At 42.8% G+C, this 15,414-nt stretch carries 12 protein-coding genes; 4 read left to right on the forward strand and 8 right to left on the reverse strand.

The window, feature by feature from the left end; all coding sequences use genetic code 11:
- Window positions 1–106: 106 nt before the first annotated feature.
- The gene (locus tag K1Y79_RS16290; protein ID WP_220251231.1) at window positions 107–1,096 is read left to right on the forward strand and encodes an aspartate-semialdehyde dehydrogenase; all 990 of its coding nucleotides are present in this window, start codon (window positions 107–109) and stop codon (window positions 1,094–1,096) included.
- A gap of 298 nt (window positions 1,097–1,394) precedes the next feature.
- A complete protein-coding gene (locus tag K1Y79_RS16295) occupies window positions 1,395–1,646 on the forward strand; it encodes a hypothetical protein (protein WP_012788212.1) in 252 nt (83 codons plus the stop codon).
- A gap of 204 nt (window positions 1,647–1,850) precedes the next feature.
- On the opposite strand, the gene K1Y79_RS16300 is transcribed toward K1Y79_RS16295, so the two are convergent.
- The 4 genes from K1Y79_RS16300 to uvrB all read right to left on the reverse strand — a co-directional run bounded on the left by K1Y79_RS16300 (window position 1,851) and on the right by uvrB (window position 7,874).
- The gene (locus K1Y79_RS16300) at window positions 1,851–2,516 is read right to left on the reverse strand and encodes a DUF2461 domain-containing protein (protein WP_220251232.1); all 666 of its coding nucleotides are present in this window, start codon (window positions 2,514–2,516) and stop codon (window positions 1,851–1,853) included.
- Between the two features lie 126 nt (window positions 2,517–2,642).
- Complete coding sequence (locus K1Y79_RS16305; RefSeq protein ID WP_220251233.1) at window positions 2,643–3,725, reverse strand: porin; 1,083 nt, start codon at window positions 3,723–3,725, stop codon at window positions 2,643–2,645.
- A 267-nt stretch (window positions 3,726–3,992) separates the two neighbouring features.
- On the reverse strand, window positions 3,993–5,381 hold the full coding sequence (locus K1Y79_RS16310; RefSeq protein WP_220251234.1) for an ammonium transporter: 1,389 nt from the start codon (window positions 5,379–5,381) through the stop codon (window positions 3,993–3,995).
- A 438-nt stretch (window positions 5,382–5,819) separates the two neighbouring features.
- A complete protein-coding gene (uvrB, locus tag K1Y79_RS16315; RefSeq protein ID WP_220251235.1) occupies window positions 5,820–7,874 on the reverse strand; it encodes an excinuclease ABC subunit UvrB in 2,055 nt (684 codons plus the stop codon).
- 107 nt (window positions 7,875–7,981) lie between these two features.
- Here uvrB and K1Y79_RS16320 point away from each other — a divergent pair, with 107 nt between their 5' ends.
- A complete protein-coding gene (locus tag K1Y79_RS16320) occupies window positions 7,982–8,782 on the forward strand; it encodes a S1/P1 nuclease (RefSeq protein ID WP_236059670.1) in 801 nt (266 codons plus the stop codon).
- A gap of 72 nt (window positions 8,783–8,854) precedes the next feature.
- On the opposite strand, the gene K1Y79_RS16325 is transcribed toward K1Y79_RS16320, so the two are convergent.
- Window positions 8,855–9,781 (reverse strand): PfkB family carbohydrate kinase, encoded by a 927-nt coding sequence (locus tag K1Y79_RS16325; protein ID WP_220251236.1) that lies wholly within the window; start codon window positions 9,779–9,781, stop codon window positions 8,855–8,857.
- Window positions 9,782–9,836: 55 nt separating this feature from the next.
- Window positions 9,837–11,249: an MATE family efflux transporter gene (locus K1Y79_RS16330; protein WP_220251237.1), complete on the reverse strand. Its 1,413-nt coding sequence runs from the start codon at window positions 11,247–11,249 to the stop codon at window positions 9,837–9,839.
- Between the two features lie 404 nt (window positions 11,250–11,653).
- Between K1Y79_RS16330 and K1Y79_RS16335 the strand changes: the two genes are divergently transcribed.
- The gene (locus tag K1Y79_RS16335; RefSeq protein WP_220251238.1) at window positions 11,654–12,151 is read left to right on the forward strand and encodes a hypothetical protein; all 498 of its coding nucleotides are present in this window, start codon (window positions 11,654–11,656) and stop codon (window positions 12,149–12,151) included.
- A gap of 169 nt (window positions 12,152–12,320) precedes the next feature.
- Here K1Y79_RS16335 and K1Y79_RS16340 read toward each other — a convergent pair whose 3' ends face one another.
- Entirely contained in the window at window positions 12,321–14,336 is a 2,016-nt protein-coding gene (locus K1Y79_RS16340) for an OmpA family protein (protein ID WP_220251239.1), read from the reverse strand.
- Window positions 14,337–14,353: 17 nt separating this feature from the next.
- The gene (locus K1Y79_RS16345; protein WP_220251240.1) at window positions 14,354–15,364 is read right to left on the reverse strand and encodes a PorP/SprF family type IX secretion system membrane protein; all 1,011 of its coding nucleotides are present in this window, start codon (window positions 15,362–15,364) and stop codon (window positions 14,354–14,356) included.
- Window positions 15,365–15,414: the final 50 nt, after the last annotated feature.

Here is a 15,414-nt window from a genome sequence, read left to right on the forward strand (position 1 = left end):
TGGTTTGGGCAGAAAATTAGTGAATTTCAATGATTCCGGATCCGACATTGAAAACCGCAATGCTTGTGTTAAATTTGCATTTCCAAAAATTTAAAATGTAAAAACAATGAAAGTTGCCGTAGTAGGAGCTACCGGACTGGTAGGCTCAAAAATGTTACAAGTATTGACCGAGAGAAATTTTCCGGTTACAGAACTGATTCCCGTGGCTTCAGAGAAGTCAGTTGGTAAGGAAGTAACATTTAAGGGCAAGCCTTATAAGGTGGTCAATGCGGATACGGCAATTTCCATGAAGCCGGATGTGGCATTGTTTTCAGCGGGTGGCAGTACCTCTCTGGAATGGGCACCTAAGTTTGCAGCAGCAGGTATTACTGTGATTGACAACTCTTCTGCATGGAGAATGGATCCTACCAAAAAGCTGGTAGTACCGGAGATCAATGGTAAGACCTTAACACCTGAAGATAAGATCATTGCTAATCCGAATTGTTCTACTATTCAGATGGTATTGGTGTTAAACCCATTACATGAGAAGTACAAAATTAACCGTGTGGTAGTATCGACTTATCAGTCAGTGACTGGTACGGGGGTAAAAGCGGTTGATCAGCTGATGAACGAGCGTAATGGCGTTGAAGGTGAGAAGGCTTATGCGCATCGTATTGACCTGAATGTGATTCCACAGATCGATGTATTCCTGGATAATGGTTACACGAAGGAGGAGATGAAGATGGTGAAAGAAACGGTGAAGATCATGGGAGATGATAACATTCGTGTAACGGCTACTACGGTACGTATACCGGTAATAGGCGGTCATAGTGAGTCTGTGAATATTGCTTTTGACAACGAATATGAGCTGGCAGAGGTACGCAGTATACTGGAGAATACACCGGGCGTTATAGTGGTAGATGAGCCTACAAAGGGCCTTTATCCGATGCCGAAGGATGCACATGAGAAAGATGAGGTGTTTGTAGGTCGTATTCGTCGTGATGAGACGCAGGAAAAAACATTGAATATGTGGATTGTGGCAGACAACCTGCGTAAAGGAGCAGCGACAAATGCTGTTCAGATAGCAGAATATTTACATGCACAGAAATGGATTTAGTCGATTTCGGGAAGCGGAATTTATACTTAACCGTGAGAATTTCGCCAACGTATAAACGTTTTATTTAAAGTGATGAGGGCAAGTGTGTTAGCACTTGCCCTTTTAGTATCGATTTGATGTGAATTAACTATCAGTTTAACAAAAATTACACAGAAGTAGTATTGCTTTGTGGAAGATAAAATCCAATTTTGGTATCATAATCCTATGCCGACTGAGTTATTTCAAAAAAGTAACTTTGTAAAAAAGTAAGGAGTCGAAGAACTAAACATTCTCAAATCCGTAAATACCCTTAAGTCCTATGAAAACCAACGCCAATCGTGAGCTTTTACTGATGCACAAATTTACTGAAGAGTGGAGTACTAATTTTTCTTCACAGGTTTCCCGCATCATGAACATTGTGGATCAACATGATACACTGGACGGCATTATCCCGATTATTGAGGTTGCCAACGTGTATAATCAACGTTTTGCGCATACGAAGACTGACAAGGAGAACCTGTTAAAAAATCGTAAGGCAAGACCTTTTGAATTTTTGATCCACAAGAACTAACCCGTTGAAAATTATTGTGCTGTAGTCATCTGCCGGCCGGTATATGTGCATACGGTCGAATATTATATCCGGCAGATGGACATGCGGCTTCACGTTAGAAACGGAGTTGTTCCCTAAGAAAAATCATGGTGCATTGTGGCCTACCCATCTGTGGCAACAGACAGTGACCAATGATATTATTTTCACCCCGGGATCCTAACTGAATTATTCCTGATCGAGAGCCCTGTCCATAAATTTGACGAAGGGTTGCATAACGGAAAATATTTTAAGAATTTCCCTCACCAATGCAGGCTGCAATGCGGCTTCGTCGGATATGTGGTGCCATACAGTAAAACTTTTCAGTTTGAGATATGCGATGGCAGGATTATCCGGGAAGTAGCCCTGTGGAGCTGTTTTGAGTGATTCGCCTTCAATTTTACCGAAGTAGCGGATAAATTCTTTATTGGATATGATCTGTTGGAACTCTTCAAAGTTGTAGTCTATTTCCTGTCTTACTTTTTTAAGTACAGCAGCTTCCGGCATCCATAATCCGCCGCCGGCAAAGCTGTTACCGCCGGGTTCCAGATGGAAGTAATAGCCAGGACGGGGCGTTTTGCGGCCACCCGGAGCAAACGAAGCGCCCATATTGGTTTTATAGGGCGTTTTATCTTTGGAGAAACGCACATCTTTGTAAATACGGAAGGTACAATCCTTTACCTGGAGACCGACGAGTGCCGGTTCCAGTTTATACAGCCCATCGAGGATCTGCTGCACTACACTTTCGTAATCTGCCTTTGCATGCTGATAATCTGATTTATGTTCATCAAACCAGACCTTGTTATTATTTTTATTTAATGACTTGAGAAATTTCAACGTGGGGGGCTGTAACATGTAATCAGTTTTGTACACAAAATATAAAATTTATTTTCCTCTATATAGTAATCTGCATATGCACTAAGCCCTTCATCCCTGGCCGGAAAGCCAGAGACGAAGAGCGCAGGCAAAAGACTTTATATACTAGAAGTGGTATGTAGCTGCCAGGAGGGCACTGGGAGAGGTGCCTATAGGAGCACCTGACTTCTTATTAAAGATATCAACGGAAGATTTGTCCAGTCTAAATTCCGGAACAATGGTAAGATTACCTACCTTGTAAATGACAGACAGCGTACCAGCAAGGATGTTGCCGCCATTTGTACCAGCAAGGGTTTTCAGACCATCCTGGTCATCAAAGTATTCACCACGTAAGGTCAGACCCAGCTTGTCAGAGAAATCAACATTGATATACACAGCCGATCCCCACCACTGTCTGGCAGTTTCGCCGGGTTCCTTTTTACGGGTATTGTTATAGGTGCTGACAGTACCATTATATCCCAATCCGAATACAGTATTTATCTGATAGGTAGCGACGAAATCGATCTGATGATTTTGTACACCCAGCGTATCTTTTCCTTCCAGGTAGTTAAGATAGAGTTTGAGTGGCACAGCGGTAGAGGAATAGCCTAATTGCGCGCCTACATACTTGTTGTTGGTCCAGGAGGCAGATTTAAAGTCGGTAGGATTGAAGATACCGATCATGGCTGTCCAGGCGCGGCTGATAGTAATGTCAGCCTTTACACCGGTACTGAAAAACGGTCCGTTACTGAACATGTAGCTCATACTGTAGTTCCTGTTCAGATAAGCATCGAGCAACTCGTAACCTACGTGCGTACCGAAGCTACCCATGCTGACTTTTAATCTGTCCATCACCTGGTATCCTACATATAACTGTTTGATAACCACTTCAGCATTTCTGGTCTTATCAGTCGTTTCGTTATAGGAAAATTCAGCTGCTCTTTTACCAAAGCCGACATCTGCCACAATACTGCCTTTCTTAAATTCATGTTCGGCTTTCAGAGAGATCATACCAAGTTCAAAACTGTTGTGGGAGTTAGTGAAACTGGTTTTGTTGTCAGTGTTATTGCCATTGAAATCATACCGATAGTATACATCCGCAGAACCGGAGATCTTCACGAGTGGAGATTGAGTAGTATCAGCAGCAGTCTGGGAATGGGCAATAAATCCCTGGCAGGCAGCATATGCTACCAATAGAACTTTTTTCATGCAATGAAATTTGGTTGATAAATGGAGTGCGTGTGTTGTTTAGTCGTAGTTTCTTTGCTCGCTCTGTCCTATAGCCGGAAATGAAGGGAAAAGAATAGCTAATAATTATCCTGGAGGAAAATTTTTACAGGGAATATTAGAAATTGGTTGATAAAAAATACTGGTTGATAAAATGCTATACAGTCTACGATATCAAATCCAGGTATAATTATTAGCTATTCGATCTTTGGGGTATCAAACTATGTAAATCTCTTTTAGTGTGGCTTATTAGTGTATCATCTGTTCTTCTTTCAGTGTACCATTAGTATGTACACTTAGCATAGCAGGGTGATACTGTTCGTTATGCTGAGTAGCATCCAGCCCCAGTTCTTCTTCTACATCGCTTACACGCAACGGATGGATCAGATCAATCAGTTTGAAGATACCGTATGATACGGAGAAGCTATATACTACAACGATCACCAGACCAATTACCTGATTTTTGAACAGTTCAAAACCACCGTAGAACAGACCATCGCTGATTGCGCCATTTACATTTTTGCTGGCAAATACACCGGTCAGCAACATACCTACCATACCACCTATACCATGGCAAGGGAATACATCCAGGGTATCGTCAATAGCGGTTTTGGATTTATAATGTGCTACAAGGTTAGATACGATTGCAGACAGGAAGCCGATCATAATACTCTGCGGAATACCTACGAAACCTGCGGCCGGAGTGATAGCAACGAGGCCAACCACAGCACCGATACAGAAACCGAGAGCAGAAGGTTTACGTCCGCGGATTACATCAAAGAAGATCCAGGACAAACCAGCGGCAGCAGCGGCGGTATTAGTAGTAGCGAAAGCAGAAGCAGCAAGGCCATTCGCGCCCAGGGCAGAACCAGCATTAAAGCCGAACCAGCCGAACCATAAGAGGCCTGTACCTAATAATACGAAAGGAATATTTGCAGGCTGCAGTTCTTTCTTATCTATATGATCTTTACGGCGTTTCAGTACCAGTACACCAGCAAGCGCAGCGCAACCGGCAGAGATGTGTACAACAGTACCACCTGCAAAGTCGAGTACACCAAGTTTGAACAGGATACCTTCAGGATGCCAGGTCCAGTGTGCAATTGGCGCATACACCAGCAGACTGAATAACACCATGAATAATACGTAGGAAGTAAAACGGATTCTTTCTGCTACAGCACCTACTACCAGTGCCGGAGTAATTACAGCAAACTTCATTTGGAAGAGTGCGAATAACAGGATAGGAATTGAACCTGCAAGAGACCATGGTTCACCGGAAGGCACACCTTTAAAAAACAGGAAAGTTGAAGGATCACCGATCAGACCATTTATTGATTTGCCGAAGGATAAGCTAAATCCGACAGCAACCCACATGATGCTTACTACACCGGTAGCAATGAAGCTCTGTACCAGTGTTGAAATCACATTTTTACGATTCACCATACCACCGTAAAAGAATGACAAACCAGGAGTCATTAGAAATACGAGGCATGATGCCACCAGAATCCAGGCAATGTCGCCGTAATTATACTTACCCTCAGGATCAGCAAAAGGTAGCTCCCCTGGAATAAAAAGTGCAATTACCGCGACTACAGCCAGCACAATGAAGGGCAAATAGTCTTGAAATGATGTTTTCTTCATAGCAATTGATTTTTAAATTTCTTTAATAAATGTATAAAGGATATTCAATTCATCAAATAGAAAAGGCAAAAAATAGAAATGATTGAAGAAAAATATGGTATAGAGGGGTAAATATTAACTATATTACATTTAAATATAATATAAATATTAGTTTTTGTAATTTGAAGGCATAAAAACAGAGGCTATTAATGCTCTTATATCATTTATAATCAGCACTTTATTAGGAACAAACTGAGGCGTTTAACAATTTTCTAACATGGAGAAGTCAGTTGCTACTGCAAATATGTCTTAAGACATATAATAAAAAGAAAATCAGCCTATTAAATATTAGGCTGATTTTACTGAATGACTTTAAAAAGCCAAAAAGGAATATTATATTACAAATAAAACAATGTGAGTTTTATGATCCAGGACATATTTTTAGCACCTTAGCGGATCCTATTGCTTCATACTTTCTAATTCACGTTGCATTGCAAACATCTGGTCACGTAGACGGGCAGCTTCCATAAAGTCTAAGTCTTTAGCTGCTTTCTCCATATCCTTCTTCACTTTACCTATTGCTTTTTCCATCTGAGGAATGGTTTTGGCTGATACGGCTTCCTGTTTCGCATATCCCATAGCGTCTTCTGCTACTAATGTTACTTCATCATGTACAGCATATGGCGAGTGTTCGTCGAACTGCTTGATTTCCAATACGGCTGTTTGTCCCATGATCTGTTCCTTACTTTTCAGCACCGTTCTTGGAGTGATATTATGCAGTTTATTATAGGCAACCTGCTTTTCGCGGCGTCGGTCAGTTTCATCAATTGTACGCTGCATACTATCTGTGATCTTATCTGCGTAAAATATAACCAGCCCCTCAGCGTTTCTAGCCGCACGGCCTGCAGTCTGAGTAAGGGAACGCTCATCACGGAGAAAACCCTCCTTATCGGCATCCAGGATGGCTACTAATGTCACCTCTGGCAGATCAAGACCTTCACGTAACAGGTTCACCCCTACAAGTACATCAATATTACCAAGTCTTAGGTCTCTGAGTATCTCGATCCTTTCCAATGTATCCACTTCCGAGTGGATATAGCGTGACTTTACATTAATACGATGCAGGTATTTGTCCATTTCTTCTGCCATCCTCTTGGTCAGCGTTGTTACCAGCACACGGCCACCATTCAGTACCCGTTTATCTATCTCATCCAGCAGGTCGTCTACCTGGTTAACGCTCGGCCTTATCTCTATAGGAGGTTCTAGTAAGCCCGTTGGCCTTACCACCTGCTCTACAACAACACCTTCTGTTTGCCTCAATTCATATTCTCCTGGCGTTGCACTCACAAAAATCACTTGATTTACAAGGTTTTCAAATTCATAGAAGTTAAGCGGCCGGTTGTCCATGGCAGATGGTAAACGGAAGCCAAAGTCTACAAGTGTGAGCTTCCTGGATCTGTCACCTCCATACATACCACCAATCTGAGGAATAGTTACGTGACTTTCGTCTATAACCAGTAGATAGTCTTTAGGGAAGTAGTCCAGCAGACAGAATGGCCTGGTACCCGGCGCGCGTCTGTCAAGAAAGCGTGAATAGTTTTCGATACCGCTGCAATAGCCAAGTTCACGAATCATTTCCAGATCATAGTTCACCCTCTCTGAGAGGCGCTGTGCTTCCAGATGTTTACCGATGGAACGGAAGTATTCTACCTGTGCCATCAGCTCATCCTGGATCTCAAAAGTTATCTGTGCCATCATATCCTTTGGAGCCATATACAGGTTAGCCGGGAAGATAGCTGCATTATCCATAGTACCGATGCGCTTGCCGTTCTGCACATCAAAGCTTTCTATTTCTTCTACCTCATCGCCAAAGAAGGTGATACGGTAGCCATAGTCCACATATGGCAGGTTGATGTCTACAGTATCTCCCTGTACCCGGAAGTTACCACGGTTGAAGTCGCCGGTTGTACGGCTATATAAGGAGTTAACCAATCCGTGTAATACAGTATTACGGGCAATGGTTTGTCCTTTATGCAGGCGGATGATCCCATTCTCATAATCCGTTGGATTACCCATACCATATATACAAGAGACGCTGGCTACAACAATGATATCGCGGCGGCCGGATAACAAACTGGTTGTAGCGCGGAGGCGTAATTTATCCAGCTCCTCATTGATAGAGAGGTCTTTTTCAATATAGGTATCACTTACCGGCATATAAGCTTCCGGTTGGTAGTAATCGTAGTAGGATACGAAGTACTCAACTGCATTGTCTGGAAAGAATTGTCTGAACTCTCCGTACAGCTGAGCTACCAGGGTTTTATTATGTGTCAATACCAGCGTTGGGCGCTGTACCTGCTGAATAACATTGGCTACAGTGAAAGTTTTACCGGAGCCTGTTACTCCCAGTAAGGTCTGGGCAGGGGATCCATCCTGTAGTCCTTCCACCAGCTGACGAATAGCTGTTGGCTGATCACCTGCAGGAGCGTATGGTGCGTTTATTTTAAAGGGCATATTGTAAATTATGGCGTTATCAAATGTACAAATTATAGAGAGTGCTTTTTCAATTCAAAAAACTGGCTCACCTTTATACACTTGTAAGACTTAATCTTTCGTGTTCTATGCTAAAAAAATTGTACCATGTTTTACTAGGTGTCATATTGCCATTGATACCTATGTCTGGTTTTGCCTGGGGTGTAACGGGCCATCGTGTAGTGGCTGAGATTGCCAGCAATCATCTTACGCCGAAAGCTCGCAAAGCAATTGCGGCACTGCTTGGTCCGCAGAGTATGGCGTTGGTTGCTAACTGGCCTGATTTTATCAAATCAGATACTACCCATAAATATGATCATACATCAAAGTGGCATTACCTGGACTTTCCTGCTAATAGTACCCGTGTACAATTTGACGAAGTGATAAAATCACACGCCACAGGAGACAATCTGTATGCACAGACCGAAGCGCTGATCAAACAGTTAAAAGATCCTGCAGTATCTAAAGAGGACAAAGTATTCGCATTAACATTCCTTATTCACCTGGTGGGAGATATGCATCAGCCCTTACATATAGGCCGCGACGAGGATCAGGGCGGTAATAAAATACAGGTAATGTGGTTTGACAAACAGAGTAACCTGCACAGGGTATGGGACGAGCAGCTGATTGAATTTCAGCAGTTAAGCTATACGGAATATACCAGGGCACTGGATACGGCAAATGCCGCAGAAATCCGTAAATTACAGCGTGGCAGTATTGCTGACTGGATGTTTGAATCCAATCAGTTATCGAATAAAGTATATGCATTAACACACAACAATGACAAGTTGAGTTATCGCTATAATTATTGGTTTATTGCTGACCTGAATAGTCAGCTGTTAAAAGGAGGCTTGCGACTAGCGGCGATCCTGAATCAGATCTACAAGTAATGGGTTACAAGTATAAAAGAGAAAAAGCATTCCTGATGGGAATGCTTTTTCTCTTTTATAAGTTTGCTGATACTAGATCAGGTCAATATCAAAGTTTACGAGTTGTACGAATTGGTCAAGGCGTGCACTGATATCATCCTGAGAGATTTCACGCAGGCGGCCTACACCGAAGCGTTCAACGCAGAAGGAAGCCATAGCTGAACCTACAATGATTGCCGTTTTCATATTCTCAAAAGAGATGTCTTTGGTTTTAGCCAGGTGGCCGATAAAGCCGCCAGCGAAAGTATCTCCGGCACCGGTTGGATCAAAAACTTCTTCGAGCGGCAGTGCAGGAGCAAAGAATACATGATTTTCGTGGAACAGCAAAGCGCCGTGCTCACCTTTCTTAATAATCAGGTATTTTGGTCCCATAGTGGTGAGGATAGTGCGGGCAGCTTTTACCAGGGATACTTCACCAGTCAGCTGACGAGCTTCTCCATCGTTCACCAGGAGTACGTCTACTTCTTTCAGTACCTTCTTCAGATCGTCCATTGCAACTTCCATCCAGAAGTTCATGGTATCCATGACGATCAGCTTAGGCCTTGTTTTCATCTGCTTGATTACACTTAACTGTACCTGAGGGGTCAGATTACCCAGGATCAGAAATTCGCTACCCTGATAGCTGTCAGGTATTACTGGCTGAAATTCGCCCAGTACATTCAGCTCAGTGGCTAAAGTATCGCGGGTATTCATATCCATATGATATCTTCCGGCCCAGTAGAAAGATTTTTCATCTTTCTTTACCTGTACTCCATCCAACGCAACACCTTTGGCACTCAACGCATTCAGTTCATCCTGGGGGAAATCTCCTCCGATTACCGATACCTGATTAATTGGCTTAACAAAATTTGAAGCAGCCCAGGCGATATAAGTGGCGGAACCACCAATAATTCGTCCGGATTTACCAAAGGGCGTCTCAATATCATCAAACGCCATCGTACCTACAACAGTTAGCGACATGCTTAATCTTTTTTATTTGGTTTAGTTAGTGTAAAAATAAACAGCGCAAATGTAACTAAACTTTTACCCGCTTCCACCATCCTTTCCTGAATATAAATATAGCTGCTACCGCCACGCAGGACTCCGCAATAGCAATAGCCCAGAAGACACCGGCCGGCCCCATATGATAGTTCACTGCCAGCATCCAGGCCATTGGTACCTGCAACATCCAGAAGCCGACGAGGTTAATCAGCGTAGGCGTACGTGTATCACCGGCACCATTGAAGGACTGTGTCAGTACCATTCCATAAGCATAAAAGATATATCCCACACTGACCAGCTGCAGGCATTGCGCCGCATAGAAGATGATTCCGCTGTCCTGAGTGAAAAGCATGACAATGGGTCTGGCGGCCAATAGGAAGGACACGGATACCAGTCCCAGGAACAGCATATTAAAAAATGCAGCTCGCCAGACGGATGTCTCGGCTCTTTCCGGCTGTCCTGCACCAAGGTTCTGGCCGACAAGCGCAGCCGCAGCATTGGCCATACCCGAGGCAGGCAGCAGGGTAAAGATGATCACCCTTATGGCTATAGTATAACCAGCTACAGCGTCTTCGCCAAAGCGGGCAATGAGCCTGACCAGGAAAATCCAGCTGGCAGTATTGATTAATAGCTGGGCAGTACCTCCCGCAGCTATTTTAAACAAACGTAGTATGACGTCTTTGTCGGGCAAAAGATGACGACGGGCAATTTTAATCAGTCCCCTACCGCCAAATAAGTGGTAAAGCTGATAACAGACGCCGGTTCCCCGGCCTATAGTGGTAGCCCAAGCAGCACCTTTAAGCCCTAAGGCAGGTATAGGACCAAATCCATTGATCAATAAAGGGCAAAGGATTATGTTCAGCATATTCGCGATCCATAGGGAGCGCATTGCAACAGCAGCATCACCCGCACCGCGGAATATACCATTGATCAGGAAGATCAGGATGACAATAAGATTGCTGCCCAGCATAATGCGCGTATATATATAGCCGTGTGCAATCACTTCCTGGGAAGCGCCCATCAGCGACAATATTTCACGGGCGAAGACAACGCCTGTAACAGCAATCAGTATAGATAGCGCCAGCGCCACATACAAGGATTGTACGGCAGTATGAGCAGCTGCATCACTATCCTTCTCACCTGTACGGCGGGCTACTACGGCGGTAGCCGCCATACTCAGACCGAATGCCGCAGTATACACCAACGTCATCATGGATTCTGTTAGTCCGACGGTGGTAATAGCATGTTTACCCAGTTTACTGACAAAAAATATATCTACAACCGCAAACAGTGATTCCATCACCATCTCCAGTATCATTGGAACAGATAATAAAAAGATTGCACGGTTAATATTGCCACTGGTAAACTCTTTTTCCTTACCTGACACGGCAATAACAAACAGCCGCAATATGCTGCCCGGCCGGGAACTGGCCTTTGTATTTTGCATAGTTAAAAAATTATTAAAGCAATTAAAAGGGGATAGGCAGGCACTGTATAAAGTGCGTGCATAAGAAATTGGCGTGGGGTATCCTGGTTAAACCAGGAGTTACATGATGATTTCCATGGTGCTTAAATTGTAGGCTACAAAGCTAAAAATGTTTTTTTAAAACGGCCAGCTTTTTTCATATGATGTGACAACATGCATCACTTTCTAAACATTTTTTTATTGGCCCAAATTCAGCACAGGTAAGCAATTCATTGCATGAAGAAAACACATTAAATAATTTTTTTACAGTGGTTGTAACTTTTCTTTAACGTCCTCGTTTAACTATAGCATCAGCGCTGAGAAACCATTATTGTACTTAAAATAAGGAAACCTAAGTTCTAATAAATTTAAATTAAACGGAAACCATGCTTACGATTAAAAAACATGCTCTTAAAATGGGAGCAATAGCCCTTGCTATGGGTTTTACTTTTGCAGCTTGCAGCGATGATGATGATAATCCTACACCTGCCACACGTACAAAGGAATACAAATTGTCTAAAAGTGCAACTGATGCAACTCAGGTAGGTTCTATCATCTTAACTGAAAATGCTGATAGCAGCGTGAACCTGGCTATCACACTGAAAGCATCTGCTAAAGATATCAAACATCCGTTCTTCCTGATCAGCGGTAACGTTGCTTCACCGAAAACAGATACTCTGGTTAGAGATAGTATTGCTGGTAATGGTGCAGCAGCTACTAAAGTTATCTGGAACAAAGTTGATTCAGTTATGGTAAATGGCAGCAAACGCAAATTCACTTTTGACAGCGCTGTACAGATCAATGCATTCTCTAAAGTTTACTACAAAGCTGGTAAAGACAGCGTAATTGCTATCGGTAACATTCTGAAAAGCGTTGCGCAGTAATTACTGACAGTCTTAAATATTTGATGTAAGAAATTCAGAGACTCACTGGTTCAACTAAAAGTAATAATGGCCGGAATTATCCGGCCATTATTATGATGGTCTTCACTCGTAATTAGGATATGGCTCCAATCCTGAGATCGGAAAAACCGACTTTATAAAGAGGTTGCTGCTACTGCGATAACTGCGTTACGCGCAACACTTTAAATTCAGTTCTACGGTTCAATTGTCTGCCTTCCGGATTGTCCTTTCCATCACTCATTGTATTAGGCGCAATTGGTCTCGTTTCTCCATAACCCTTGGCAATCATGCGATCGCTGGAGATGCCTTTGCTAATGAGGTAATCTACGCAGGATTGTGCCCGTTTCTGAGACAATTTCATGTTATAATCATCTTTTCCTTTACTATCTGTATGTGCACTCATTTCAATGATGATATTCGGATTATCCTGCATTATGGATACAACAGTATCCAGTACAATCAATGACTGAGAACGTAGCGTAGCCTTGTCAAAGTCATAATAAATATCTTTCAGAATAATAGGCTTCCCTATTTCATAACGTTTCAGACATATAGTTGGACTACCCAAAGAGTCAATACTTGTAAGATTGTCTGTATTTACATAAATGGCTTTAGAGAAATAATTTTCCTTCTCAGCAAGAATCTTATAGTGTTTCAATGGCTCCACATCAAACCGATAACGCCCTGTCTCATCAAGCGTCACCTGCTTCAATACACGATGTAATACGGTATCCAGCAAAGTAATCTTTGCACCAGTAAGGGGCAGGTTGCCATCACAATCCAGTACAAGGCCATTAACCGTTTTAGATATCTTCTTAATTGTAAAGACTTCAAGACAACATACAGATTCCCTGTCAGAACTGATATAACCGCCAAGCATTGGATGTGCATTATCCACCGGAGAAAAGTAAATATCATCCTTAGGCGAGTTCAGTGGCAGTCCCATGTTCTTAGGAGTTCCCCAATTACTGAAATCACCATCGCTCATAAAGAAATCCAGTCCACCAAGACCTACTCGGCCATCAGTACTGAAAACAAGCGCACGCTTTTCTCCGTCATAATAAGGAGCTTGTTCTTCATCACGGGTATTAATATTGATTCCCATATTCTTGGCCGGACCAGTAGCGCCATTCTCAATCGAGCAATACCAAAGGTCGTTTTTACCCATACCACCAGGCCTGTTGGAAGCGAACAACATATATTTACCGTCGGCAGTTACAAATGGCTGCATCGAGCTATAACCATCTACATTCACATTTGGTCCCAGGACTTTTGGTTCATCCCAACTGTTGCCATTACGTGCACTGCTATAGATAGCGGCAGCTTTTACACCATTTTTGGTAGTCCACCGGGTCAGATAGATAGTATTACCGTCAGGACTTACAGTAGCGACGCCTTGGTCTATACCCTTTGCTTCGGGGATTTTAACCGGCTGACTGTTACTAAAGTCGCTACCATCTCCAGTTGCTACGAAAAGATTATTAACGTATGGGTTTACTTTCTTTGATTTTTTCTCTTTCTCAAGATCACTGCTATCAGGACGGGAAGATGTATACAGCAACAGGTTTTTGCCGAGTACAGCAGGAGCATAGTTAGCGCCGCCTGCATTGACATCTCCTGATAGTTTGCTGATGGTATAGCCAGGAAGACGGTTAGTTTCAGATATTGCAAATTCACAGCTGGCTATTTCCAACGTAGCTCTTGCACTAATATCGTCTACCTTTGTATATTCCTGTTTAAACTTTGTGAATTGCTCCAGTGCAGGAGTATATTTACCATTAGCACGAAGGCAAACGCCATACCAGAAGCGGGCCAGAGGGAATAGTGTATTATTATTAAATCCTACCGCCTGTTCATAATATTTTTCAGCATTGCCAAAGTCATTGTAATTCCTGTAAGACTCTGCCAGCCTATATATGACTGTTTCATAATCCTTCAGTTTTCCAGACTCCTTGCCGCGCAGGTCTACTGTATATGGTAATATCTGTTCAGGCTTGATCTTAAAAGTTCCAAGAGCTCTGTTGTAATATTGAGCAGCGGAGTAGTAATCTTTTGCTTCAAAATAGATATCAGCGGTCCGTTTATAATCGTATACATACTGCGCTTTTCCGATACTAACAATCCCTAATAGTGCGATAACCAGCCAATAGCGTACATGTTTTTTCATCCGTGTATTTTTTGTTTTTACAAGCGCGGGCAAAAGAAATTCTCTTCAGAATAAACTCTTTTTTTCCGGCTTATGAAGGATAAGGATAGCTCAAAGCTGTTACTACCATTTACCAGTCTTTTTAGATTAGAGGTATTGACATCATAACTCAGCCCGAGCACAAAACTCTTAAAGTGGAAGCCTGCAAAAGGGATAGCCGAATCATTGATGCGGTAGTTTGCACCCAGCAGGAAGTCAAATTCGTCATTTAGGAAGGCCTGTCCGTAGAGACCTACCACTGCTTCATGTGAATTACCTTGTCTCATATACAAACCATGGGGTGTGATGCTGAAAATATTGTTCAATTTGATTCGCGTACCACCATGCGCCAGGTACCTTACCGGCAAACGTTTGTTACTGCCTGACACAAACGGATCCTGCGGTTGAGTCAGATGACCTGCAGAAAACCCTGCAAATGGATTGAACTGATGATTAGGATTTCCATCAAAAAACATCACACCAGCCGCTGCATCAAACACATTAGAGGAGGTAGTATTAATGTTCTCTCCGCTAGGTTTGGAAGGATCAAATCCCATTACAGGGTCATATTGACTACCCAATTGCCATTTAGCAGGGTCGATCTTACGATTGATCATACCTGCCTGTATACCAAAAACCAACTGACTTGTTCCCGTTTCGCCAAAGCGTACACCCCGGTAGGATACACTTGCCATGGCATTGAGATAGTTGTACCCGGCATCACCTGCGGACATGTTTGTTACATTAATCCCCACACCAATGTTATTAGGAGCGGCAGCATCAAATGAAACGCCTGTAGTTGAAAAGGGTTTCCCAATGTTCACCCATTGGTTACGATAATTTGCACTGACACGGTAATCGCCATCAACAATACCGGTCAGCGCAGGATTCAACCACATCGGATAAGCATAATACTGGGAGAAGTGAGGATCTACCTGGGCTTTTACCCAACCTGGCAGCAATGCCATCAACACTATCCCGACAACTAAGTGTATATTCTTATTCTTCATAGGAAGATGTTTAACGTTTTGAGAAATACCGGGATAGTTTCCTATCCCGG

Origin of the sequence: Chitinophaga rhizophila (genome assembly GCF_019492185.1) — a bacterium.
Classification (GTDB): Bacteria; Bacteroidota; Bacteroidia; order Chitinophagales; family Chitinophagaceae; genus Chitinophaga; species Chitinophaga rhizophila.